At 66.4% G+C, this 23,126-nt stretch carries 21 protein-coding genes; 9 read left to right on the top strand and 12 right to left on the bottom strand.

What is annotated here, in order from left to right; genetic code table 11:
• Positions 1-8: 8 nt before the first annotated feature.
• On the bottom strand, positions 9-761 hold the full coding sequence (locus ACQY5K_RS02755) for a hypothetical protein (protein WP_428119843.1): 753 nt from the start codon (positions 759-761) through the stop codon (positions 9-11).
• Between the two features lie 32 nt (positions 762-793).
• On the opposite strand from ACQY5K_RS02755, the gene ACQY5K_RS02750 reads away from it, so the two are divergent.
• Entirely contained in the window at positions 794-1,681 is an 888-nt protein-coding gene (locus ACQY5K_RS02750) for an alpha/beta fold hydrolase (protein WP_428119841.1), read from the top strand.
• On the opposite strand, the gene ACQY5K_RS02745 is transcribed toward ACQY5K_RS02750, so the two are convergent.
• Together ACQY5K_RS02745 and ACQY5K_RS02740 are read right to left on the bottom strand one after the other, a co-directional pair.
• On the bottom strand, positions 1,585-2,487 hold the full coding sequence (locus tag ACQY5K_RS02745; RefSeq protein WP_428119839.1) for an alpha/beta fold hydrolase: 903 nt from the start codon (positions 2,485-2,487) through the stop codon (positions 1,585-1,587). The genes ACQY5K_RS02750 and ACQY5K_RS02745 overlap by 97 nt on opposite strands.
• Positions 2,487-4,034, bottom strand: a complete 1,548-nt coding sequence (locus ACQY5K_RS02740; protein ID WP_428119837.1) for an alpha/beta hydrolase — start codon at positions 4,032-4,034, stop codon at positions 2,487-2,489. The genes ACQY5K_RS02745 and ACQY5K_RS02740 overlap by 1 nt, the downstream gene beginning before the upstream one ends.
• 130 nt (positions 4,035-4,164) lie before the next feature.
• Here ACQY5K_RS02740 and ACQY5K_RS02735 point away from each other — a divergent pair, with 130 nt between their 5' ends.
• Positions 4,165-4,947 carry a crotonase/enoyl-CoA hydratase family protein gene (locus ACQY5K_RS02735; protein ID WP_419920272.1) on the top strand — a complete coding sequence of 261 codons (783 nt, stop codon included), beginning with the start codon at positions 4,165-4,167 and terminating at the stop codon, positions 4,945-4,947.
• Positions 4,944-5,570: a class I SAM-dependent methyltransferase gene (locus ACQY5K_RS02730; protein WP_428122838.1), complete on the top strand. Its 627-nt coding sequence runs from the start codon at positions 4,944-4,946 to the stop codon at positions 5,568-5,570. The genes ACQY5K_RS02735 and ACQY5K_RS02730 overlap by 4 nt, the downstream gene beginning before the upstream one ends.
• Positions 5,571-5,573: 3 nt before the next feature.
• Here the strand turns inward: ACQY5K_RS02730 and ACQY5K_RS02725 are convergent, their stop codons facing one another.
• The 6 genes from ACQY5K_RS02725 to ACQY5K_RS02700 form a co-directional block, all read right to left on the bottom strand.
• Positions 5,574-5,918, bottom strand: coding sequence for a winged helix-turn-helix transcriptional regulator (locus ACQY5K_RS02725; RefSeq protein ID WP_428119834.1), 345 nt, complete (start codon positions 5,916-5,918; stop codon positions 5,574-5,576).
• A gap of 54 nt (positions 5,919-5,972) precedes the next feature.
• Positions 5,973-7,376, bottom strand: coding sequence for an MFS transporter (locus ACQY5K_RS02720; RefSeq protein ID WP_428122836.1), 1,404 nt, complete (start codon positions 7,374-7,376; stop codon positions 5,973-5,975).
• Positions 7,377-7,431: 55 nt separating this feature from the next.
• On the bottom strand, positions 7,432-7,734 hold the full coding sequence (locus ACQY5K_RS02715) for a hypothetical protein (RefSeq protein ID WP_428119832.1): 303 nt from the start codon (positions 7,732-7,734) through the stop codon (positions 7,432-7,434).
• A gap of 166 nt (positions 7,735-7,900) precedes the next feature.
• A complete protein-coding gene (locus ACQY5K_RS02710) occupies positions 7,901-9,613 on the bottom strand; it encodes a long-chain fatty acid--CoA ligase (protein WP_428119830.1) in 1,713 nt (570 codons plus the stop codon).
• A gap of 37 nt (positions 9,614-9,650) precedes the next feature.
• Positions 9,651-10,817, bottom strand: a complete 1,167-nt coding sequence (locus tag ACQY5K_RS02705; protein ID WP_428119828.1) for an epoxide hydrolase family protein — start codon at positions 10,815-10,817, stop codon at positions 9,651-9,653.
• 42 nt (positions 10,818-10,859) lie between these two features.
• On the bottom strand, positions 10,860-13,244 hold the full coding sequence (locus ACQY5K_RS02700) for a CoA transferase (protein WP_428119826.1): 2,385 nt from the start codon (positions 13,242-13,244) through the stop codon (positions 10,860-10,862).
• Positions 13,245-13,350: 106 nt separating this feature from the next.
• Between ACQY5K_RS02700 and ACQY5K_RS02695 the strand changes: the two genes are divergently transcribed.
• The 4 genes from ACQY5K_RS02695 to hisC all read left to right on the top strand — a co-directional run bounded on the left by ACQY5K_RS02695 (position 13,351) and on the right by hisC (position 16,441).
• The gene (locus ACQY5K_RS02695; protein WP_428119824.1) at positions 13,351-14,238 is read left to right on the top strand and encodes a polysaccharide deacetylase family protein; all 888 of its coding nucleotides are present in this window, start codon (positions 13,351-13,353) and stop codon (positions 14,236-14,238) included.
• A 130-nt stretch (positions 14,239-14,368) separates the two neighbouring features.
• Positions 14,369-14,695 (top strand): helix-turn-helix transcriptional regulator, encoded by a 327-nt coding sequence (locus tag ACQY5K_RS02690; RefSeq protein WP_428119822.1) that lies wholly within the window; start codon positions 14,369-14,371, stop codon positions 14,693-14,695.
• On the top strand, positions 14,692-15,243 hold the full coding sequence (locus ACQY5K_RS02685) for a hypothetical protein (protein ID WP_428119820.1): 552 nt from the start codon (positions 14,692-14,694) through the stop codon (positions 15,241-15,243). Before ACQY5K_RS02690 ends, ACQY5K_RS02685 begins: the two co-directional genes overlap by 4 nt.
• A 106-nt stretch (positions 15,244-15,349) precedes the next feature.
• Positions 15,350-16,441, top strand: a complete 1,092-nt coding sequence (gene hisC, locus ACQY5K_RS02680) for a histidinol-phosphate transaminase (protein WP_428119818.1) — start codon at positions 15,350-15,352, stop codon at positions 16,439-16,441.
• 58 nt (positions 16,442-16,499) lie between these two features.
• Here hisC and ACQY5K_RS02675 read toward each other — a convergent pair whose 3' ends face one another.
• Positions 16,500-17,975 carry a pyridoxal-dependent decarboxylase gene (locus tag ACQY5K_RS02675; RefSeq protein ID WP_428119816.1) on the bottom strand — a complete coding sequence of 492 codons (1,476 nt, stop codon included), beginning with the start codon at positions 17,973-17,975 and terminating at the stop codon, positions 16,500-16,502.
• Positions 17,976-18,149: 174 nt separating this feature from the next.
• Between ACQY5K_RS02675 and ACQY5K_RS02670 the strand changes: the two genes are divergently transcribed.
• Positions 18,150-19,220 carry a phosphotransferase family protein gene (locus tag ACQY5K_RS02670; RefSeq protein WP_428119814.1) on the top strand — a complete coding sequence of 357 codons (1,071 nt, stop codon included), beginning with the start codon at positions 18,150-18,152 and terminating at the stop codon, positions 19,218-19,220.
• Between the two features lie 25 nt (positions 19,221-19,245).
• Positions 19,246-19,911 carry a uracil-DNA glycosylase gene (gene ung, locus ACQY5K_RS02665; RefSeq protein WP_428122833.1) on the top strand — a complete coding sequence of 222 codons (666 nt, stop codon included), beginning with the start codon at positions 19,246-19,248 and terminating at the stop codon, positions 19,909-19,911.
• A gap of 58 nt (positions 19,912-19,969) precedes the next feature.
• On the opposite strand, the gene ACQY5K_RS02660 is transcribed toward ung, so the two are convergent.
• The gene (locus tag ACQY5K_RS02660; RefSeq protein WP_428119812.1) at positions 19,970-20,593 is read right to left on the bottom strand and encodes a VOC family protein; all 624 of its coding nucleotides are present in this window, start codon (positions 20,591-20,593) and stop codon (positions 19,970-19,972) included.
• Between the two features lie 128 nt (positions 20,594-20,721).
• Entirely contained in the window at positions 20,722-23,121 is a 2,400-nt protein-coding gene (locus ACQY5K_RS02655) for a CaiB/BaiF CoA transferase family protein (protein ID WP_428119810.1), read from the bottom strand.
• Between the last annotated feature and the right edge of the window lie 5 nt (positions 23,122-23,126).

The raw sequence follows: 23,126 nt of genomic DNA, 5'->3' as shown, positions 1-23,126 counted from the left end.
CTGTCAGCTCAGCTCGGCTTGTGCGCCTTGCGGGAGCCGGCCTCCCAGTCCTGCATCTCGGGCATGTCGGTGAGAGTGCCGAGGATGCGCAATTGCGGGGCCTCGCGCAGCGATCTCTTGAGTTCGGCGAATCCCGGGAAGCGGGCGAGCTCGATGACGGCATTCCACAGCGGGACTGCCTGTTCGTCAGATGGCACCCGCGAGATCACCGGGCCGAAGAACGACAGGCCGTCGGGCGGCTCAAACGTGATGATCGGAGTGCCCACGTCACGCCCCGTGCGGCTCAAGGCCAACTCGGTCTCGGCGGAGATCTCGGCGTCCCAAGACTCGTCGTCGACAGCGACGGCGTATTCGGTGGGCAGTCCCGCGGTGGCCAGAGCCTCCGCGGTGTGCTCGGCGGTGCCGATGCGCTTGCGCAGCCCGGATCCGGGGGGCATCTCCCAGTAGTGCTCGCCGAAGGCGTCGTACAGCGGCCCCATCAGGTTGCGACCCAGTTCGGCTCGCACCTTCGCTGCGACTCGCAGCATCCGCAGACCCGCGGTGTGGCCGTGTTCGTATGCGGGCGGGAAGTCGGTGGCGTAGTTGCGGTCTTTGTTCAGGATCCGCAGCGAGATGAACCGCCAGTCCACGGTGTAGCCCGTCTGTTCGACAACCTTGTTGACCCAGCGCGAGGTGATCCACGCGAACGGGCACACCGGGTCCCAGAAGAACTCCAGATCCGCGGTCTCGTCAGCACCTGTGGCGCCCTCTGTAGTACTCATGCGCGCATGACTACCACACCGAGTGCCGTCGCATGAGGGGACACTCCGACGGGGCCGACGAGCCCCAGATGGTCCGCGTCGCCGACGGTGTCGAGTTGGCGCTGCATTGCCTCGGGGGAGATGGCCAGCCGCTGTTGTTCGTTCATGCGACAGGCTTCAACGGCCGCACCTACGGTCCGCTGACCTCCCGGCTGGCCGAGCACTTCACCGTTTGGGCGCCGGACCTGCGAGCACACGGATGGAGCCCGCCCCCGGCCGCGCGGGATTTCCGCTGGGTCACTCTGGCCGCCGATCTGCTCGCAGTCGTCGACCACCTGGGAATCCCGCACGGCGAGCTCGACTGCGTCGGACATTCGATCGGCGCTGCGACGTTGTTGCTCGCCGATGCGCAGCGTCCCGGGACGATCCGGCGCATGTACGGCTACGAGCCGGTGGTCTGGCGCAGCGCCGAGATCTTCGGGCCCGGAGAGAACCCGCTCATTGCTGTGGCGTCGAAACGCAGGGAGGTGTTCGCCTCGCGGGCTGAGGCCATGGAACGATTCGCTTCCCGCCCGCCGTTCGGGCTGGTGCGTGCCGATTCGCTGCACAGCTACGTCACCAATGGCTTCCGAGACCTCGATGACGGGACGGTGCAGCTCCGCTGCGCGGCAACCGACGAAGCCGACACCTACGACGGGGAGTACACCTCGACGACGGATCGGATCGACGGGATCTCAACGCCAGTGGTCATCGGCAAGGGACTCGAGATGACCTTCAACGACATCGGCGTTCCGGCGCACGAGGTTCTGCCGAATTCCCGCCTGGTCACGTATCACGGATTGGGTCACTTCGGGCCGCTAGAGGCTCCCGACATCATCGCCGACGACGCGCTCGTCGCGGTGTCGACCGCTGCGCAGGCCGAGACAAAGTCGGCCAGGTAGTCGGCGATCTGGGCGGGCTGGTCGCGATGGGCGACGTGACCGCAGTTCGCGAGGACGTGGCCGGTCGCATCGGGCGCCATCTCGACAATGGTCGTCACCTGCGCGTTGGTGCCGTACTGGTCGCCGTCGCCTTGCAGCACCAGGAGGGGGCACTTGATGTCGCCGAGCAGCGCGGTGATGTCCCAGTCGCGGAACTCATCGGTGAGCCACACGTCTCGCCACCGCTCGAATGCCAAGCGGGGATTGTCGTGGTGGCGCGCCAGGCCGCAGATGACGCGCTCGCTCTGGGTGCTGATCGAGCGGATGCCGTCCACGCAGATGTCCTCGATGAACGTGTGCGGCGCGATCGTCGCCACGCCGAGCGGGCTCACAGCGCCCATGCCGACGGCGATAAGCGCAATCGATGCGCCGTCGCTGTGCCCCACGAGGATGGGCCGCGCCACACCGAGTCCGTCCAGCACCGCTGGCAGCATCTCGATGGCCTCGCGGGTCATGAAGCCGTCGCCATAGGTCGCCGGGAATGGGTCGGAGCGTCCGTAGCCACCCCGGTCGTAGGCGATCACGTCGAGCCTGCATCGACGCGCAAGCACCTCGGGCAGGTCACGCCATTGGGTGATGCTGCCGAGTCCCTCGTGCAGCATGACGACGGTCGGTGCAGACGCGTTGACGGCGCCCGGTGTGTCCTGCGGCGCCGCAACTGGGCTTCCGACGAAGCGTTGGTACGCGATCCCGACGCCGTCGATGTCGATCCGACCCCGCGCGACCGTCACGTCGACACCGTCGGATGGGCGATCCTGAACGGGCATCAGCCCCATGCCCGCGCGACGGCGCGGGGGAGTTCCTCGATCCACTGGATGAGGTCGTGCCCGCACACCCGCTCGGTCCACTCGTGGGGGGACTTCGCGAAGTGCAGCCACGCTGCCCAGGCCTCGGTTGCTTGATGGAAGCCGCCTTCGAGCGTTCCAGCGCACAGGTGGACGAACGGCGCCTCGCTGGCGTTCCAGTCCATGCGTTCGTTCGGGGGCATGCCGGTGGAATAGGCCACCGCGTGCCCGAACTTGTCGCGATGCATGTGCCCGACGGCCATCGCGTGACCGCCGCCGTCCGAGGCGCCGAACACGCCCCGCTGGCCGCGATCGCCGGACACGCCGAATGAGCTCTCCGCCCACGCTGCGAGTTCCTCTACGAAGAATCGTTGGTGACGGTCGAAGCGATCGTCGTCGAAGCCCGGCAGGTACTCCATGGCTCGCTCATTGCCGTAGCCACCCATCGGCGCCGAGTGAGCTGCCACCATCACGAAGCGCGGCACGGTCCCGTTGACGATGCCGGCATCGAGCCGGCGCAGGTATGGGCCGACCATGTTGCCGTCGGTGGCATAGAGGACCGGCAACTGTTCCGAAGGGGCGTGCTGGGGTGGCAAGTACACCGTGACCTTGCGCTGGTTTCGCAACGCAACGCTCGGCACCGAGTGAGTTTGCGTCGTGCCCCGCAGTTCGTCGTCGGCGTGCGACGGCAGTTCCGCAGGCGCTTGCGGACCTCGATACCGGTGGGGCACAGAGCCGCGCTGACCGCCAAGCAGGCCACCGCCGTCGTCGAGCGGCCAGAAGCCGTAGCCGATCACTGCTTCTTCGAGACGCTCGATGCGCACGGTCATCGCCCACAAGTCGCTGTCGTCGATCCGCCACATGGGCAGCTCGATGACCGGCCCTGGAAGCACGCCAGCGGCGTCGCTGCGGCACGCGAACGTCAGCTCATCGCCGTTGGCCCACGCTCGGCTCGGATTGGCTTCGAGCTGGGTGGTCAGGAACTCGGGGCTCGGGTCGCGCCAGACCCGGCATATGCGCTGCCCCGGCGGCAATCCGCTCTCGTCGGCGCGCTCACGGGCGAGTTCCCGGTTGCGCCGATCGATCTGGCTGCGGCGCTCGGCAATGGTCGGCAAACCCATCCGAATACGCGAGTCGTCGTCGACGCTGCCGTCGACGGGGGCCATCACCAGATCACCCAGGTGGCGGGTGACCACCGTGCCGAACTGCTGGGGTCGGCCGCCCATCAAGCTCATCTTGTCGGAGCACTCAGCGAAAATGACTCCGGCGCCTGCCTGCCCGTCGCGGTGCGCGCGTGCTGCAAGCTCCCCGGCGATGGACATCAGCTGTGGCCCGCCGTGGACGCTCAGTGCGCGAGCGGCCCGCAATGCCGTCGGCCCTTGCGACTGCTGGAGACTCGGTGTGCGAGCCAGGAGCTGCACCAGCATCAGGGCCTCAGACGGCTCGGCCAACTCGATGCGAGCAAGCAGGTCACGGAGCTTGTCGCTGCTCGTTGCCTCGCCCGTTGCCGGTGGGCCGCCGCTGTTCATGCCAACCCCAAATCCGCGGTCGCTGGAGGATTCGCGCCGCTTGGTGAGGCTACATTCGGCACCGTCGGCGTTGCCGATTTGACCATTCCGCCGGAGCTCGAATGACTGCTCCGCCTATCGAGGAGATCTCGTGAGCGATGAACCGCTTGTGCTGACCGAACAGCGCGGCTACGTGCAGATCCTGACGTTGAACCGCCCCGATGCCATGAACTCGTTCAACATGGCCCTGTCGGAGGCGCTCGGCGAAGCCCTCGACAACCTCGACGCGAATCCCGATGTCCGCGTCGGCGTGCTGACCGGTGCGGGGCGAGGCTTCAGCGCAGGCATGGACCTCAAGGCCTTCGTCAGCGGCGGGGGCATCGACGCCATGCCGAACCCGCCCGGCCGTGGCTTCGGCGGCATTGCCGAACGCAGTGCTGCCAAGCCGCTCATCGCCGCAGTGGAGCGCTTCGCTTTGGCGGGGGGACTGGAAGTGGCGCTGTCGTGCGACCTCATCGTGGCATCCGAAGGCTCGATGTTGGGCATTCCCGAAGTGGGCGTGGGCCTTTTCGCGGGCGCCGGTGCGCTGCTGCGCCTGCCGCGTCAGCTTCCCCACAGCCTGGCCATGGAGATGGCGTTGACAGCCGAGCCGATCACGGCCGAAATCGCGCACCAGCACGGCATGATCAACCGGGTCTGCGGTAAGGGCGAAGCGGTCAACGTTGCAGTGGAGCTCGGGGAGCGCATCGCCCGCAATGCGCCGATGGGCGTTCGTGCCTCGAAACGGCTCATTCGCGATGTGCTCGGTGTTTCCGAGGACGACTTCTGGGAGTACCAGCAACCGGCGCTCGAGGAGGTCTTCGGGTCCGCAGATGCCATTGAAGGCGCTTCTGCTTTTGCAGAGAGACGCGATCCGAATTGGGAGGACCGCTGAGCCGCTGGGAAGATCGAGGCGACATCCCCCGAGGGGCCGCCTACGACGAGCGCTGGGCCCGGATGGCCGCGCGTGGCGAGTCCGTGCACGGCGAGGCGGACCTTGTCACGAGGTTGGTGCCGCCGGGCGCGGCGGTGCTCGATGCTGGTTGTGGTACCGGTCGCGTGGCCATCGAGCTCGCGCATCGCGGCTTTGACGTCGTCGGTGCCGACCTGGACCCCGCAATGCTCGACCTTGCCCGCGAGAAGGCTCCCGAGCTGGCGTGGCTGCAAGGCGACCTCGCGAACACCGTTGTCGCTGATTCCGCCGGCCACCCGCGCCGCTTCGACGCCGTGGTGGCCGCCGGCAACGTCATGATCTTCCTCGAGCGCGGTACCGAGGCTGCAGTTGTTGCCAATCTGGCAACGCATTTGCGGCCCGGCGGCGTGCTCGTGGCGGGCTTCCAGCTCAGCGACGTCTACCTGCCGTTGCACGTCTACGACGCGCTCGCCGAGCGCAACGGGCTAGCGCTCGAAGCTCGCTACTCAACGTGGGATGGCGACCCGTTCGACGGGGGCGACTACGCCGTGTCCGTGCACAGACTCGACGCAGCGGCTGTTCGCGGCGGTGCGGGGGACCGCTGACCGTCAGGAGCTGGCGTCAGATGGGCGGCGGCTGGTCCACTTCTGGCCCCACTCAGCCAAGGCTCCCAGAACCGGCCTGAAATCCTCCGCCGCCTCGGTGGGGATGTACTCGAACCGCGGCGGGCGGTCGGTGTACTGGCGGCGCTCGAGCAGGCCGCTGTCGACGAGATGGTTGAGCCGGCTGGTGAGCACCGTCGGCGCAATGCCGAGGTCGTTCTGAATGTCGTCAAAGCGCGTGAGCCCGAAGAGGACGGTGTCGCGCAGGATCAGCGGCGTCCACCATTCGCCGACGAGTTCGAGCGACTGGGCGATGGGGCACGCCATGTGCTCAAAACTCTTGCGCTTCATACGATCAACGTACCAAAAGGCGCGCCTGGAACCGGATGAGCCACCGGCATGGGCTCAGGCGGCCGAGGTCCGAGCGGGAAGCCGGGTGGCCACCAGGCTCGCCAAGACTGCGGCGGACGCCAGGAACACGAACGCCCAGCGGAAGGTGCCGACCGTGGGGCTGCCGGATGCGCTGGCACCGAGAATGGCAACCAGGATGGCGACACCGATAGCCCCAGCGAGCTGACGGGCGGTCTGGGTGACCGCTCCGGCGACGCTGAAGTGCGCAGGGTCGACTTCGGAAACTCCGGCCCCGTTCAGGATGGCTGGCCCCGCTCCGATGCCAGTTCCGGCCAGCAGAAAACCTGGAAACAGATCCAACAGGTAATTGGGGCTCGGGCCCGCTCTCACACCGAGCCACAGCGCACCGACAGTGAAGAGCAGCATTCCGGGGATCACCACGGCCCGGAATCCGAAGCGGTCGGCGAGTGGTCCGCTGACGTTGGCCGACACCAAGGCGGCGATGGGCAACGTGATGATCGCGATGCCGACGGTCACGGTGGAATAACCGGCGATCTCGGTGAGGTACAGCACCACGGCCAAGAGCATGGAGAAGAACCCGAGGCCGAACAGGAACAGCGAGGTGGAGGCGATTCGAAATGACGACACTGCCAGGAGCGTTCTCGGCACGATCGGGTCGCGATGTGTAGCGGTGCGACGAGTGACCATGATGATCGACACGGCGCAAAACACCAGCAATCCGAGCACTGCTGGTGAGGCCCAGCCCCATTCCTGTCCCTGCACGATTGCCAGAGCGAGGCCGCCGGTTGCCGCTCCCAGAAGCGCTGCGCCTACCAGATCAGGGTGGTGCGTTTCGGGGTGGCGTGCGCTTTCGCTCAGCACCCTCACTCCCCACACCAGCGCGATCAAGCCCACCGGGATTTCCAGCGCGTAGGCCCAGCGCCACGAGCCGTATTCGATCAAGAAGCCACCGGCCACGGGGCCGACTGCGGTCGACAGCGCGAGCGTCGAGCTCCAGACTGCGACCGCGGTGCCGCGCCGTTCGACGGGCCACGCGGCGACGGCGAGTCCGAGCGAAGCCGGGGCCATCATCGCCGCGCCGATCCCCTGTAGTCCTCGCATGGCGATGAGGACCACCAGCGAGGGTGCGATGGAGGCCAACGCAGCGCCGATCACCAAGCAGGCGATGCCGATGTTGAGCATACGAAGGCGCCCATACCTGTCGGCCCACCGTCCGGCCACGATGAGAAAGCCTGCGAAGGTGACCATGTAGAAGGTCAGCACCCACGAGAGATCCGCGGTGCTGGCGCTGGTGAACTCGCGGCCCATGTCGGGAATCGCAACATTCGTGATCGACAAGTCCAGTCCCACCACGAAGTTCGTGAGCGACGTGGCACCGAGAATCTTCCAGGCCCGGCTCGAGACATTGAGCGTGCCCGGATGGATGACTTGTATCATAGTAGTCACCCTAGCAGATTACAATCTCGGTGCCTCTTGGTTTCGCCAAGAGAACTCAATCGGTAGGCAGGCGAGCGAGGAGCTCGATCTTGCGCTCCTCGTACTCGTCGAAAGTGATCTCTTCGTTGTCGAACTGGGTCTGCACCTGTTCGACGAGGCGAATCAGATCGGCGGCCGACAGTTCTTCGTCGAGGTTGCCATCGAGAATGGCCCCGCTGTCGTCGGGCACCGTGGCTGTGCTGACCAGCGGTCCGCTCTCTGGGATCTTGCCCATGCGTTTCGCGCGCTTGGCGTCGGCCTTGGCCTTTTTCGCCCGGTCCCGCTGCAGTTTCTCAAACGTTGTGCGACCAGCAGCCATGAGAATTCCTCGCGGTAGGGACACGGCGGAACGGGTGGACCTCCGCGCTTCTAGCTCGCTGAGGCCTCGACGGCCGTGAGCGGACAATGCCGACGACAACGAGGTCTGCGGCGTCCGATGGGCGAGTTTACCGGCGGTGCTCTTCACAGAGTCGGCGGGCCGAGTGCTACACGCTGTCGAGCGCACCGCGGCCAGACCTGCTGGCTCCCGATGGAGGCCAAGAGTACTCCGAATACATCGTACGCAGCAGCTTCTTGTCGATCTTGCCAGTCCCCGTCAACGGAATCTCCTCCGCGACAACGATGTCGTCGGGCAACCACCATGACGCGACCCGCGGACGTATGGAGTCGAGAATTGCGGCACGGTCGAGTGACGCTCCGTTTGCCAATTCGACGATGAGCAGCGGACGCTCGCCCCAGCGCTCATGCGGCAAACCGATCACAGCCGCGGCCGCTACCCCTGGGGCGGCCAGGGCGGCATTCTCGAGCTCGATCGAGCTGATCCACTCGCCACCGCTCTTGATGACGTCCTTGGAGCGGTCGGTCAGGGTGAGGTAACCCTCGCTGTCGATCGCGCCCACATCTCCGGTGCGAAGCCATCCGCCATCTGCGGCCATCAGATGCGAGTCGTCGAATGCGCCAGGAGCCGTCAGCGCTCCCTCGTAGTACGCACCGCACATCCATGGGCCCCGAGCCTGAATCTCGCCGACGCTGGTGCTGTCGCGAGGCGCAACGTTGCCTTCGTCGTCGACGACGCGGAGCTCGATGCCGTAGAGCTCTCTGCCTGCTCTTGCCTGCCGGGCGCGTTGGGCGTCGCGGTCCATGCGCTCGGTGCGATGGGTGAAGCGACCCGAGGTGCCTTGGGTCATCTCGGTCATGCCCCAGATGTGGCTGACCGTGACGCCGTAGTCGTCCTCGAGCGTGTCGATGAGCACACGAGGCGCAGCGGAACCCCCGACTGCGACTTTCTGCAGCGAAGGCACGCTGCGGCGGGTGGACTGCAGGTACTGCGCCACGCTGAGCCAGATGGTCGGCACGCCCGCGGAGAAGGTGATGTCCTCGGCTTCGATGAGATCGACGAGCGCCTGGGGGCTCAGATCGGGTCCGGGCAGCACGAGCTTCGCTCCGCTCATGGCCGTGGCGAACGGCAGCGCCCAACCGTTGACATGGAACATCGGCACTGCGCCCAGCACTGCGTGCCCCGAGTGCACATCATGGCCATCGCCAGTGCAGCAGGCCCAGGTCTGCAGCACGATCGAACGGTGGCTCTGCAGCACGCCTTTGGGGTTACCGGTAGTGCCGGACGTGTAGCACAGCGTCGCCGCGCAGCGTTCGTCGAAGTCGGGCCATGCGGCGCCCTCCGGATGGGCGGCCAGCCAGTCCTCGTACGCGATTTCGCCGGGGAGATCGCCGACGGGACGGCCCGTGCCGAGCACGATCCACTTGCGCACACTCGGCACCCGGGGGGCGACGCGATTGGCCAACTCGACGAATGACGGATCGACGAACACCACCGAATCGGCTGCGTCGTTGAGGATGTATGCAATCTGGTCGTCGTGAAGCCGTGGGTTGACGGTGTGCAAGACGGCGCCGATTCCGGTGATGCCGTAGTAGGCCTCAAGATGGCGGTGATCGTTCCACGCGATGGTTGCCACTCGGTCACCTGGCCGGACCTCGTCGGCTGTGAGCCCGGCAGAGACCCGGCGGGAGCGCTCACCGACCAAGCCCCAATTGCTGCGCGTGGTGATGCCAGCTGAGTCGACAGCTATGACGTCGGTGTCGGCATGGCTGCGCGATGCATAGGAAATGAGGGTCGAGACCAGCAGCGGCCGGTCCATGGTGTTTCCGGCCAGGAATGGCCCGAAAGCGTCCGCCGTCATCGCAAACGCCTTCGAAGCGCTTCGGGCGTGCCTTGGCTCATCGCAGCAGGCTGAAGAAGGCCCTCACGTCGTCGACGAAGAGTTCGGGCTGTTCGAATGCCGCGAAGTGCCCGCCGGCGGGCATGTCGGTCCAGTGCCGGATATCGGAGTAGATCGGCTCTGACCAGGCGCGTACCGGCGGGATGATCTCTTTGGGGAACTTGGCCACGCCGGTGGGTACGTCCACAGTCATGCGGGGCATCTGGCGGAAGCTTTCCCAATAGAGCCGGCCTGACGAGGCCGCGGTGGCGTTCAGCCAGTACAGCATGATGTTGTCCAGCATCTCGTCGCGGCCGAGGGCGTTCTCAGGATGGCCGTCACAGTCGGTCCACGACCAGAACTTCTCGAGGATCCATGCGGCCTGCCCGGCGGGAGAATCCGTCAGCCCGTAGCCCAGGGTCTGGGGACGGGTGGACTGCTGCTTGGAGTAGCCCGAATCCCAGTCGTTGTAGTGCTTCGCCGCGGCGAGGGCTGACAGTTCTTCGTCGTTGGGCTCGCGATCTTTGGGGCGGCTGCCGCGCATCACCATGTTCAGGTGGATGCCGATGCAAGCATCAGGGTGGCGACTGCCGAGCGCGCTCGTCACGGCCGATCCCCAGTCGCCGCCCTGGGCGCCGAAGCGGTCGTAGCCCAAGCCGGCCATGATCTCGGCCCAGCAGTCGGCGATCTTCTCGATGCCCCAGCCGGGCTCGTTGGGCTTTGCGCTGAAGCCATAGCCGGGCAGCGAAGGGCAGACCACGTTGAATGCATCGGCTGCGTTCCCGCCGTGGGCCACGGGGTTGGCCAGTGGCTCGATGACCTTGTGGAACTCGACCACGGAGCCCGGCCAGCCGTGGGTGATCACGATCGGCATCGCGTCGGGCTCGGGCGAGCGGACGTGAATGAAGTGCACGTCCATGTCGCCGAGGTCGGCCATGTACTGGTCAAAACGGTTGAGTGCGGCTTCGCGAGCGCGCCAGTCGTAGGTGTTGGCCCAGTAGTCGCACACCTCCTGGAGGTAGGCGAGGGGGATGCCCTGTGACCAATCGTCCACAGGTTCTGCTTCAGGCCAGCGGGTTCGGCCCAGGCGTTCGCGGAGGTCGTCGAGTTGCTCTTCCGGGACGGCGATCTGGAACGGTTCGATACGCATTGGCGCACGGTAGCCCGCAGGTGTGACGTCGCTCATGTTGTCGCACCCCTCGTGCCGCGACGCTCTCGGCAGTCCCGCTCAGTCGTAGACGAAGCCGAGTTCCGCGGGTGGGGGGAGTTCGCCTCCTGTGTGGCCGTTGGCTCGGAGGTCGGCGATCTTGTCGGCTGGGAGGCCGGCTACTTCGGCGAGGACCTCGTCGGTGTGCTGGTCGAAGAGGGGGGCGGGGCCTGCGGGGGTGGGGCGGATTCCGTCGAGGGTGAACGGGGACGCAATGTGGCGCCTGTGGCCGGTGACTGGGTGCTCGACGACATCGAGGTGGTTGGCGAGTGGGGGATGGTCCGGCGCCGTCCACGGATCCCAACACCATTCGGTGCGAGCACCTCCAAGACGAAGCGCTGCATGAAGGTCGGCTCGGGTTCGCACGGGCCTGCCGTCGTTTGCACTCACCTCATCGAGCAGCTCTCGAACGACGTTCGTTGCATGGCTCTCGATCAGGCTGTCCGGGGAGGCATCGACGATCGCCGCGAGCCAGCCGCCGGTTCCTTCTATGAAGCCGCTCCACGCCGCGCCGGGCTCGCGGTTGCCCATGCGCCCGATGTCTCGACCCGCCGTCGAGGCCAGCACGAGGGCCTCGCCACTGTGCTGCCAAGTGCCCTCCTGCTGGGAGACGTCGATTTCGATGCCGCGACCCGTGGTCTCCGCGTAGTGCAGGCCGCTCAGCAGGGCGAATCCGGCAGCGATGCCAGCGACCGGGTCCGGGAAGTAGATGTTTGAGATCCGGGCGCCTTCGTGCTCGTAGCCCTGACGGTGGCCGAGCCCGCCCATGGCCTCGATGATCGAGCCGTAGCCCACGGCGTCCGCGTACGGACCGTCGACGCCGAACGCAGGCATGCGTACCAGCACGATGCGGGGGTTGACCTCCGCCAGCTTCTCGAAGTCGAGCCCCAGCTGCGGCAGCACATGGGCCGAGAAGTTGGCCACGAGCGCATCGCAGTTGCGCACCAGCTCCATGAACGCATCCCGGCCTTGAGGCGTGGCAAGCGTCACCACGCAGTCACGCTTGCCCTTGTTGACCGAGTTGAAGTGGCCACCCGCCTCGTAGAAGCGATTGTCTGCCACCAGGTGTTCGAGCCCCGGCGCCATGCCGTGGTCGTAGGGGCGCTGTGTGCGGAAGCCGTCGAAGGGGTTCTGCGCCTCGATCTTGATGACATTGATGCCGAGCGGCGTCAGCAGGTTGCCGACGTACGGGCCCGCCCAAGCAATCGTCATCTCGATGACGCGCAACTGTCGGGCGGGGCGCAGCGTCTGCTCGGCTCCATCGCCGGAACCTTGGACGGGTTCGGGGAAGCTGTCAGCTTCCCGGTCGCTGACCCGCTGATTCGGCACCGGCACGTCGTGAGCGGCGAACGGTCGGATCGGTCCAACAGCTGAGCCAGTCGGTGTCTCGATGTTGCCGAGAAAGCCGCGTGCAGCGAGGTGCTCGTCTGCCAGCGCGTCGAGCGGGGTCATCACCATGCCGACGGCCCATGGCGTCTCGAGTGCGAACTGGAAGAGTTCACGCTTGGTGCGCGCCCCGTACCACGGCTCGATCACCTCGCGAATCACCTCGATGTGGCGAACCCGGCGATGCCGATGGCTCAGCTCAGGATCGTCGATCCACTCGGGCATGCCCAAGTGCAGGCATTGCATTTCCCAGTCGTCGCGCCGGATCGAACCGGGGCAAACGAAACCGTCCGCGCAGCCGATCGCGCCCGATGGGTAGGCAGTGGGCGGATGCGGCCCCACCAGCGGCCGCGGCCGCTCGCAGTGCAGTGCATCGCAATAGCAGAGCTCGACCCCTGTCAGCAGCGCTCCCAGCCACGACACGTCCACGTGGGTCTCAGGCCGCCGAAGAATCAGATGTGCAGCCCAAGCTGCGAGTCCGCCCGCGGTGTACTGCGCCTGCCAGCCGGGAAGGCGCAATGGTTCGGCACCCTCATCGCCGTTGAAGCCCAGGAAGCCGGTTGCGGTCTGCACCAGAAGCTCGTCGGCGATGACGCCCGGGTCGTCTGCATCTGCACCCCAGGCGGTGACTGTCACGAGCTTCGGTGCCGAGACGCCTGCGGAGGCGCGGGCAGCCAGTCGCTGCGGGTCCCACGAAGTACCGGCAAGCCCCGCCAGCGTTTCGCCGGCGATCACCACCTGAGGCCAACCGGGGTCGACGTCGTCGACTGAGCAATTCAGCTTCCCGGCGTTGAGATGAACATAGAGCGGGCTCAGCTCGCCGGGCAGCAGCGGGACATCGTCGACGGGCTGGCGTCGGGCAGGATCACCGTTCGGAGGCTCGACCTTGACAACTGTCGCGCCGGCGCCCGCAAGCAACCGTCCAGCGAACGGCCCGGCGATGCCAGTGGCCACCTCCAGCACCCGCATCCCGGCGAGCGGTGGCCCCTCAGCGGGACCAGCGTCTGTCCGTTCTGGCATCGGGTCACGGTAGCGCCCGGCAGCTTCGCCAAATGGGGCCTGCCGGCCGAGGAAGCGGCGTTTGCGGGCCGAGCGGGTGCTGATGGGGGTTCAGTAGGGTCCGCAGATGAGCCCCGAACGAACACCTGATGTCCCAAGACCTCGTGTAACGGTCTGCCTGAGCTTCGACTTCGATGCGATCTCGATCTGGACGGGGCCACGAGGCTCAAGATCGCCGAACCTGACCGCTCGCGGAGAATTCTCCACGATCGGCGCGCACCGGCTGCTCGACCTGATGGAGGAGCGTGGCATCCCGACGACGTGGTTCATCCCCGGTCACACCATCGACACCTTCGGCGACGTGTGCGCCCGGGTGGTTTCGGACGGCCACGAAGTGGGCTACCACGGCTACTGCCACGAGGCCCCCTCCTCCAAGCGTGACGAAGCCGATGAGCGGGCCATCCTGACGCGCTCCATGGACTGCCTCGAACGGCTCTCGGGCAGCCCGCCAGTCGGGCACCGGGTGCCGGGCGGCAACTGCGGGGACCGCTGGATCAGCCTGCTCATCGAGCACGGCTTCTCCTACGACTCCTCCATGGCCCGCAACGACTACGCGCCCACGTGGTGCCGGCTCGGCGACGTGCCCACCACCGACGGACCGCACCGATTCGGCGGTGAGGTGGACCTCGTTCAGCTGCCGTTCGACTGGATCCTCGACGACTGGCCGTACTTCAGCTACGACGGTCCCATGGTGCAAGGGCTGCGCACCCCCGATCACGTCTATGACGTGTGGTCCGCTGAGTTCGACTATCTCTGTGACCGGGTCGGCAGCGGGGCGTTCGTGCTCACGATGCATCCCCAGTGCATCGGTCGAGGCAGCCGCATGCTGATGCTCGAGCGGCTCATCGATCACATGGCGTCGGGGCCCGGGGTGACGTTCACCACCATGGCCGCTGTTGCTGACGAGTTTCGGGCGACCGCCACGCCAGGCGATCAGGCGAACCGCTCCTCGTAGCGCAGCGTTCCGGTTCGTACTGGGACGTACAGCCCCCGACGAAATTTCCGGGATCGTCCGCTTCGGCGTTGACGTCGTGTTGCTTCAGCGGCACATCACATAGACAATAAGATATATTAGGCTGCTGATTATGGAACCGGCACAACTTCTTCGAATGGCCCGGCAGCGTCATGACCTGAGCCAGGCGGCCCTGGCCGAACGTGCCGGCACCAGCCAACCGGTCATTTCCGCCTATGAGCGCGGACGGCGCGACCCCACGACCCGTACCCTGCGCCGGCTCATTGCAGCCACTGGCGAACGCTTGGAACTCAGGCTCGCAATCGAGCCGCCTGAGATTCCTCCACCGGTGAATCCCGAAGAGCACGCTGCGCGGCTCGTCGACGTGCTGCTTCTCGCTGACGCCATAGGGCACCCTCAGCGTGCCCCCGTCGCCTTTCCTCGAATCGACACGTCGTGACACGGTTGCCGCTTCCCGACAAGATCCTGGCAGTTGACCGTGCTCTGGCAGCGATCCCACATGCGTTCGGTGGCGCAATCTCCCTCGGCTATCACGCCGAGCCGCGAGCCACGATCGACATCGACGTGAATGTCTTTGTGACGGCGGAACGAGCCCCTGAGGTTCTCGAGCCCCTTGGCCGGCTCGGGGCAGATCTCCGCACTGCGGCCGAGATGGTGGATGGTGACGGTCAAGCCCGGGTCATGTGGGACAACACGCCGATCGACCTGTTCTTCAGCTACGACCCATTCCATGCAGCAGCTGAACGAGCGGCCGTCAGCGTTCCTTTCGCCGGCCACACGATTCGCGTGCTGTCGGCAACGCACCTCAGTGTCTGCAAGGCGGTGTTCGACCGACCCAAGGACTGGGTCGACATCGAGGCAATGATCACACTGGGCACCCACATTGACACCGCTGAAGCCCTCCGATGGGTCGGGCGGATCGTCGGCGACGAAGACCCTCGATACGACCGTCTCGCTGCACTGCTCAGCAACCCCGGCCGGCACTAGTGGCCGGCAACGTCCGGGCAGCCAACTCACCCGGGGACCGGGCGAACCGCCGGCTCTCGCCAGCCGATAGCTTGCCGCCGACCCACCGAACCAGGAGTGCCAGCGCATGATCGGACGACCGAGAGCTGCGGTGGCGCGCCTGCCCGAATACAAGCCGGGTCGCTCGGCTGCTCAGGCCGCCGCCGAGCACGATCTCGACGAGGCCGTCAAGCTGGCGTCCAACGAGAACGCCAACGACCCGCTGCCCTCGGTCGCGACAGCAGTCGCCGAAGCAGCCTTTGGCATGAATCGCTATCCCGACCATCGCTGCATGGAGGTTCGCGAAGCGCTGGCCGGACGGCACAGCGTCGGGCTTGACCAAGTCACCGTCGGCTCGGGCTCAGTGGGCGTGCTCCAAGAGCTGTTCGCTGCCTACATCGATCCGGGCGACGAGGTGGTGTTTCCGTGGCGTTCGTTTGAAGTTCACCCAGTGTTCTGCGCGGTGTCCGCCGCCAGTGCTGTCACGGTGCCGCTGGTCAACCACGCCTTCGACATTGATGCCATCGCAGCAGCAGTGACCGATTGCACCAAGATCGTGATCCTGTCCACCCCCAACAATCCGACCGGCACGGTCTGCTCGACGTCGGAACTGCTGCGACTGCTGGCGGCCGTGCCCGACGACGTCATCGTGGTGATCGACGAGGCCTACCGGGAATTCGTCACCGACCCTGCCGTGTCCGATCCGATTGAAACGATCGTGCACAAGCACCCGAATGCGCTCGTTCTGCGCACCTTCTCCAAGGCATACGGCCTTGCCAATCTGCGTGTTGGCTATGGCGTCGGCCACCCGGGTGTCATCGGAGCGCTCGACAAGGTGGCGCTGCCATTCATCGTCAGCGGGATCGCTCAGGTGGCGGCGCTCGCCTCGCTTGAGGACCAGGCCGCCACCGAGCTGGCCGAACGGGTGACCGACATCTTGTTCGAGCGCGACCGCCTCAGTGCTGCGATCAGCGACCTTGGCTGGCCGGTGGTGCCGAGTCAGGCCAACTTCGTCTACCTGCCGGTGGGAGAGAGGGCCATGGGCTTGTTCGTGCGGCTGGAGAAGCAGGGTCTCGTGACCCGTCCATTCGAAGGCGAGGGCGTTCGCATCAGCTTGGGCACGCCTGCGCAGAACGATCGGCTGCTGGCCGCGCTGGGGATCTTCACCGACGCAAGCTGAATATGGCGACTGGCCCAGGGCGACTGACCCGGAGCGATCGACCGGGGCGTCCGAGCAGCTACGCGCCGGTTGCTGCTGCGATGGTGTCCCAGAGGGTTTCGAGATGGCGGCGGTCGGTGCGGGCCTGACCGATGGCCACGCGGATGATGCTGCGCCCGTTGAGCTTGGACGGCGTCAGATACGACGTGCCGCTGGCGTTGATGGCAGCGGCCAGTGCGTCAGTCGAGCGATCGGCGGCGGCCTGTGCCCCCTCAGAATCATCGGCAGGCCGGCAGCGGAAGCACACGAGCGAGAACGGGTGCGGCGCGACAATCTCGAAACGGTCGTCGTCGGTCAGTCGGGCGGCGAATTCGGTCGTGAGGGCCACGTGGTGGCGAATCATCTCGCGGAGGGCGGCGGCACCGTAACTGCGCAGCACCCACCACAGCTTGAGCGCCCGGAACCGGCGCCCGAGCGGCACCTGCCAGTCGCGGTAGTCGATCACCGAACCGGTGTCGCTGGCGGCATTGCGCAGGTATGGCGCGGTGATCGACAGCGCATCAGTCAGAGGGCCTCGATCTGCGACGTAGAAGGCCGAGCAGTCGAAGTTCACCATCATCCACTTGTGCGGGTTGAACACATAGCTGTCGACAAGCTCGATGCCGCGCTGGTGATGCCGGAATTCCTCGCAGATCATCGCCGTGCCTGCGTAGGCAGCGTCAACGTGGTGCCACAGTCCGGCGGGGGAGGCGACCTGCGCGATCTCATCGACGGGATCGACCGCGGTGGTGCCAGTCGTCCCGACGGTCGAGCAAACGAATGCGGGCAGCAGGCCGGCCGTCACGTCGGCGTCGATCGCTGCGCGCAGAGCCGCCGGACGCATGGCGAAACGCTCGTCGGTCTCGATGAGGCGGACGGCACCGAAGCCGGCGACGTTGGCGCCCTTCTCGATCGAGCTATGGGCTTGCGCTGACGTGTAGGCCACCATGCGCTCGACGGGCTGCGAGCCTCGTTGGCGAGCTCGGTAACGGGCAGCCACCATCGCGACATGCGTCGAGTCCGAGGCGCTGCCCTGGAGCACGCCACCGCCCGCGGAGGTGCTCTTCCACTGCTGAGGCAAGTCGAGCAGATCGACCAGCCAGTCGAGGACGTGGCTCTCGATCTCGGTCAGCGCCGGCGATGCCGACCACAGCAGGCCGATCAGCCCGAGGCCGGCGGACACCGTGTCGGCCAGTACCGACGGCGGGGAGTTGTTCGCCGGGAAATATGCGAACCAGCCCGGATGCTGCCAGTGCGTGACGCCGGGCATGACGACCCGATCGAGGTCGGCGAGCAGATTCTCGAACGGCTCGGCCTCTTCAGGGGCGGCGTCGGGCAGCATCGCCCGGATGTCACCCGGCGCAACGGTGGACGCCACCGGCATCGACTCGATGCGCTCCCAGTAGTCGGCGATCCAGTCGATGACCTCTCGGCCATGCTGCCGGAACTCCTCGGGCGTCATGTGCGGCGGCGGCGACGTCAGCTCTGATCGCAGACCTGGTGCGGTCGAGTCCATGGCGCCGACGCTACCGGTCGCCGCTGCAGCGATTCGTAGCGGATTCGCGGTGCCGGTGCTGCTGTTGGCGCGGGTGTGCACAGCCCGCAGCGGGCACCGCCGGTTGCCATAGTGTGTGCGAACTGCGCCAGCCTGCACATCGGCGGGCGCTCGCCGGGCGTAAGGGGAGACGAGATGGCCGACGAGGCGGCAGGCGAGTCAACGGCAGGCGCTGTCGTCGGGTACGACGTGCCCGCCGTCGAAGCGTGGATCAGCGAGAACGTCGACGGGCTCGAGCCGCCGTTCACATGGACTCAGCTCGAGGGCGGCCACAGCAACCTCACCTACAAGCTGACCGCCGCCGACGGCACCACGGCGGTCGTCCGCCGCCCGCCCATGGGGGAGCTGCTGCCGAAGGCGCACGACATGGGGCGCGAGTTCACGATCATCAGCGGCTTGGGGCCGACGAACGTGCCGGTCGCCATTGCATACGGCTATTGCGAGAGCCCCGACGTGACCGGCGCCCACTTCTACGTGATGAGTTACGTCGAGGGCAGGCCCCTGTTCGAGTCTGCCGACGCCCGCGAGCACCTGAGCGCCGAGGGAAGAGCACATGTCGGCATGTCGTTCATGGACGTGCTCGCAGCGCTGCACTCGGTGGATCCCGACGATGTCGGGCTGGGCGATCTCGGCAAGAAGGAGGACTACGTCGGGCGCCAGATTCGCACGTGGTACCGGTCGTGGACCGCTTCGGCAGACGCGGCCCAGTACGACACGCCCGTTGTCCACGAACTGCACGATTTCTTGTCCGAGCACAAGCCTCAACAGGGCCCCGCCCGCGTGGTGCATGGCGACTACGGCCTGCACAACTGCCTGTTCAACCCTGCAGGCGAGCTGCAGGCGGTGTTGGATTGGGAGATCTCCACGCTCGGCGACCCGCTCGCCGACTTCGCGTACGCGCTGAATAGCTGGACCGAGTCGAGCGACGACATCCTGGAGGGCTCGGATCCGCCGACGCTGGTGGACGGATTCGTCAGCCGTGCCGACCTCATCGAGCGTTACGAGGAACGTACGGGAGCGGATCTCTCGCAACTGCGGTACTACGTCAGCTTCAACCACTGGAAGTCGGCGTGCATCATTCACGGCGTCTATGCCCGCTACATGCGCGGCCAGAAGCCGTCCGACGACGTCGACTTGGACTTGTACCGGGCCCGCATCGGTCGCGGCATCGAGCTGTCCGCCGCTGCGGCAACGGCGATCTCCTAGCGCAGCGAGAGGCGGATAGCGGATGATGCCGCGCACCGACTGGAATCCGATCCTCCGAGGGGAGTTCGACAAGCCGTACTGGGGCTCGCTGGCGCAGTACGTGGCCGACGAACGCGGCAACGGGCCGGTGTATCCGCCACCAGATCAGGTCTTCGCTGCGTTGCACTTGACGCCCTACGCGTCGGTCAAGGTGCTGATCCTCGGACAGGACCCCTATCACGGCCCCCGACAGGCACACGGGCTGTGCTTCTCGGTGCCGCACGGAGTGCCGCCGCCCCCGTCGCTGCAGAACATCTTCACCGAACTTCGCGACGACATGGGCATCGAGCCTCCGTCGCACGGGAACTTGGAGCCCTGGGCGCGTCAAGGCGTGCTGTTGCTGAACGCATTTCTCACGGTGCGGGCCCGATCGGCGGCTTCTCACCGGTCGGCGGGCTGGGAGACGTTCACCGACGAGGTCATTCGTGCTGTCAGCGCGAAGCCTGAGCGTGTCGTATTCATCCTGTGGGGCGCGTTCGCCCGTCGCAAGAAGACGCTGGTGGACATGACGCGCCATGTCGTCATCGAGTCAGCTCACCCTTCGCCGCTGAGCGCGCACAACGGCTTTCTTGGAAGCCGCCCGTTCAGTCGCGCCAATGCGGCCTTGGCCGAGGCGGGCCGCGATCCGGTCGACTGGAGTCTCAGCGACTGATTCGGCGCAGCTGAAGGCTTCGCTCGTACTCAGCTGAATTCAGACAAGCGTGACGGCCTCAGCGGAGCGTGACGCGGCCGTTGGGAGTGTCAAGCGTGGCTTCGAGGCTGACTGCATCGCCCGCCGTGACCGCGACTTCGATGCCGATGGCGCTGTACAGCGCATTGATGTGGTCCGGGTCGGGGTGAGTGCCCGCCAACGACACCAGCGTGCAGCCGGTCGGAGTCACCGTTGCAGGATGCGTGGTGTCGCCCCAATCGATGACGAACGGGACCAAGCCAGGCCCCGCCGACATGGTCAGCGACCAATGGATCTCTTCGCCGTCGGGCTTCAGACGGCTCATTGCGCAGACCGGGCCTGGGTCTTCGCCGCACGCGCGCATGGCGGCGGTCACATCTTCGATGCTCTCGCCGTCGGATGCATGCACGGCAAAGGTCACCAACGCCCCCTCGGCCATGCCTTCGATGCCGAACGGCCGTGGGTTGGCTGGCTCGGGTTGTTCGGGATCCGGAGCGATGATCTCCAAGTACACGTCGTCGCCGAGGGAGAGCAGCGTGTTGCGCGTGCCGACGCCCGGATGCGGCCCGCCTGGCGCCGCCCGCATGCCGACCAGCGCCTCAACGGCTGCGGTTCCGGCCGCGAGATCTGGTGCTGCGTACACAATGTGGTCAAGTCCTGCCATGCACGCACGTTAGAGGCTGTGCGGAGAGGCGGCATGACCGCCAGATCAGGCCGACCGGCGCGGACTTTGCGCAGATATGCCGCCTCAGCCGGCATTTCTGCACAAAGAAGGATCGCGCTGTCGCCGTGCTAGTCGAATGCCTCTGCGGCGGCGAGCTCGGCAACGCGATCAGCGTCGTAACCGAGATGCTCAGTCAGGACTTCGTAGAGGTGCTCTCCGAGAGAGGGCGCGGCCACCTCGGGCCACACTCGGCTGCGCGACATGGTGAACCGGGGCGCCTCGATGATCGTCGAGCCATGCGTCGAGTGGGGAACCTCAACCCAGTGACGCCGATGGGTGATCTGGGGGTCGACTGCCAGCTCGGGGCTGTTCTGCACCCGGTGTGCAGCCACGCCGGCGTCCTGGCACTGCCGTTCCACCTCTGCTTCATCGAGCTTGCTCGTCCAGGTGGCGACCGCAGCCTCGAGCTCTGCCCGCCGTTCGAGTCGGTCGTCGACCGACAGCGTCGCGAGGTCAGCGCAGCCGACAAGGCGGGCGAGCGCAGCCCATGCGTCGTCATCTTGTGCGACCACGGCAACCCACCGGTCGTCCCCGGCCGCGGGAAAGACACCGTGCGGGCAGGCGTGTTCGCTGGAGTTGCCCCGCCCTTGCACGACAGTGCCATTGCGCAAGTACTCGAGCATGGCGGGCGCGATGAAGTGAATCGACGCCTCCGCCTGGGAGAAGTCGATGTAGCGGCCCTCACCGGTCCGGCGTTGATGATCGACGGCTGCGAGCAGGCTGGCCAGTGCTGGATGCGGCGAGGTGTAGTCGGTGATGGCGCCATAGGGCCCGACCGGGGCGCGATCGGGCCAGCCCGTGATGTTGTAGAACCCGGCCATTGCGCCCGAAAGGTTGCCGTACCCCGCGAAGTTGGCAAGCGGCCCGCTTTGGCCGAACAGGCAGGTCGACAGCATGACGACCGATGGGTTGATCTCGCGAACATTGTCGTAGTCCAGACCCCATGAACGCATGGCTCGGGGCGTGTAGGCCTCGCACACCACATCGGCCCAGCGAATCAGGTCGTGGGCGACTTCGAGGCCGGCTGGCGTGCCCGGGTTCAGTGTGATGCCGAGCTTGCCCGCATTCATGTTGTTGAACAGGGCGCTGTTCTCGGGCCCGGGGTCGTTGTTGATGAACGGCAGGAACGTACGGCACGCGTCGAGCCGCACTGACGACTCGACTCGGATCACGGTCGCCCCCGCATCGGCGAGGATCCGCGAGAACGTCGGGCCGGCCACTGCCCACATGAAGTCGAGCACCTTCAAGCCTTCGAGCGGGCGCTCACGTCTGGTCGGCGACTCCGGGGCGAACACCGCCGGTGTCCGCTGCGAGGCCAGGATCACGGCGGTGTGCTCGCCGACGGCCGGCACTCGATCTGCCGAGCCGTCGGCGGGCTCGGGCTTCATCCAATGCCCCGGATAGCGCTGCCCGTCGACGTCATCCCAGTAGCGGCGACCGGCCAATTGCTGCGATGCTGCGACATCGGCGGTTGTGGCGACGGGTGCGAGCAGCAGGCGATGCTCGTTGGCGAGGGCGAACAGTTCTTGTTTCGTTCGGGAGGACGTGAACGCGGCGACGCATTCCTTGATGCGCTCGAAATCCTCGATCGTCTCGCTGCCGTCGCTGAGCGCCATGCCGTAGCCGATCCAGTCCTTCGACGCGGTCTCGGCATCGCAGAATCCTGCGGTGTGCACCAAGTCCATCAGGCGAGCCGTCGCTGGCCCGATGGCAGCCCCGAACACGTGGGTCACCGAGACGTGCCCGTCGCTGGCCGGGTACATGAACCGCAGCCGGAGATTGCCGCTGCGCACCGCTCCGCCGCCTCGCAGGGTCAAGGGCGCTCCGATCAGCGAGCACAGCACCGACGACATCGTCGAGTTCATCGCGACGGCTTGCGCCGATACGTCGATGTGCTGGCCCCTGCCGGACTGATTGCGTTCCAGCAGTGCAAGCGTCACCACTGATGCTGCGTGTGCAGCGGCGTGACGGAATGCCTGAGGAACGCCCACGCCCAGCGGTGCCCGGTCTTCGTCACCGCACAGGTGCATCGGGCCGCCCGATGCCCACACGGTGAGATCAGCCGCCGCCCAGTTGGCTTTAGGCCCGGTCTGGCCGAACGGCGAGATCGAAGCGATGACGAGTGCGGGGTTGATTTCGGCGAGAGCATCGGGTCCGAGGCCCAGCGATGCCAGCTCGCCAGGCGGGGCTGATTCCAGCAGTGCGTCGGCACCGGCCGCCAATCGACGGAGCGCATCGGCGCCATCTGGGGTGGTGATGTCGAGCTCGACAGACTTCTTGCCGCGGGCGTAGGGAGAGTGCGTCAACGAGGTACCGTTCGCGTCGAATGGCCCCAGTCGCCGCGCCGGGGTACCGCCCGGCGGCTCGATGGCAATGATCTCGGCACCGAGCCGTGCCAGGATGAACCCGGCCAAGTGGCCCCGATCATCGGTCAGGTCGAGCACTCGGTAAGGAGACAGCAGCGTCATAGTGC

This window comes from Candidatus Poriferisodalis sp., from assembly GCF_965262965.1.
Classification (GTDB): Bacteria; Actinomycetota; Acidimicrobiia; order Acidimicrobiales; family Poriferisodalaceae; genus Poriferisodalis.
This window is presented reverse-complemented; position numbering and strand designations above follow the sequence as displayed.

Coding starts and splice junctions, on each gene's coding strand:
- ACQY5K_RS02755 (WP_428119843.1), bottom strand. CDS start 761: ATGAGTACTACAGAGGGCGCCACAGGTGCTGACGAGACCGCGGATCTG.
- ACQY5K_RS02750 (WP_428119841.1), top strand. CDS start 794: ATGAGGGGACACTCCGACGGGGCCGACGAGCCCCAGATGGTCCGCGTC.
- ACQY5K_RS02745 (WP_428119839.1), bottom strand. CDS start 2,487: ATGCCCGTTCAGGATCGCCCATCCGACGGTGTCGACGTGACGGTCGCG.
- ACQY5K_RS02740 (WP_428119837.1), bottom strand. CDS start 4,034: ATGAACAGCGGCGGCCCACCGGCAACGGGCGAGGCAACGAGCAGCGAC.
- ACQY5K_RS02725 (WP_428119834.1), bottom strand. CDS start 5,918: ATGAAGCGCAAGAGTTTTGAGCACATGGCGTGCCCCATCGCCCAGTCG.
- ACQY5K_RS02720 (WP_428122836.1), bottom strand. CDS start 7,376: ATGATACAAGTCATCCATCCGGGCACGCTCAATGTCTCGAGCCGGGCC.
- ACQY5K_RS02715 (WP_428119832.1), bottom strand. CDS start 7,734: ATGGCTGCTGGTCGCACAACGTTTGAGAAACTGCAGCGGGACCGGGCG.
- ACQY5K_RS02710 (WP_428119830.1), bottom strand. CDS start 9,613: ATGACGGCGGACGCTTTCGGGCCATTCCTGGCCGGAAACACCATGGAC.
- ACQY5K_RS02705 (WP_428119828.1), bottom strand. CDS start 10,817: ATGAGCGACGTCACACCTGCGGGCTACCGTGCGCCAATGCGTATCGAA.
- ACQY5K_RS02700 (WP_428119826.1), bottom strand. CDS start 13,244: ATGCCAGAACGGACAGACGCTGGTCCCGCTGAGGGGCCACCGCTCGCC.
- ACQY5K_RS02695 (WP_428119824.1), top strand. CDS start 13,351: ATGAGCCCCGAACGAACACCTGATGTCCCAAGACCTCGTGTAACGGTC.
- ACQY5K_RS02690 (WP_428119822.1), top strand. CDS start 14,369: ATGGAACCGGCACAACTTCTTCGAATGGCCCGGCAGCGTCATGACCTG.
- hisC (WP_428119818.1), top strand. CDS start 15,350: ATGATCGGACGACCGAGAGCTGCGGTGGCGCGCCTGCCCGAATACAAG.
- ACQY5K_RS02675 (WP_428119816.1), bottom strand. CDS start 17,975: ATGGACTCGACCGCACCAGGTCTGCGATCAGAGCTGACGTCGCCGCCG.
- ACQY5K_RS02670 (WP_428119814.1), top strand. CDS start 18,150: ATGGCCGACGAGGCGGCAGGCGAGTCAACGGCAGGCGCTGTCGTCGGG.
- ung (WP_428122833.1), top strand. CDS start 19,246: ATGCCGCGCACCGACTGGAATCCGATCCTCCGAGGGGAGTTCGACAAG.
- ACQY5K_RS02660 (WP_428119812.1), bottom strand. CDS start 20,593: ATGGCAGGACTTGACCACATTGTGTACGCAGCACCAGATCTCGCGGCC.
- ACQY5K_RS02655 (WP_428119810.1), bottom strand. CDS start 23,121: ATGACGCTGCTGTCTCCTTACCGAGTGCTCGACCTGACCGATGATCGG.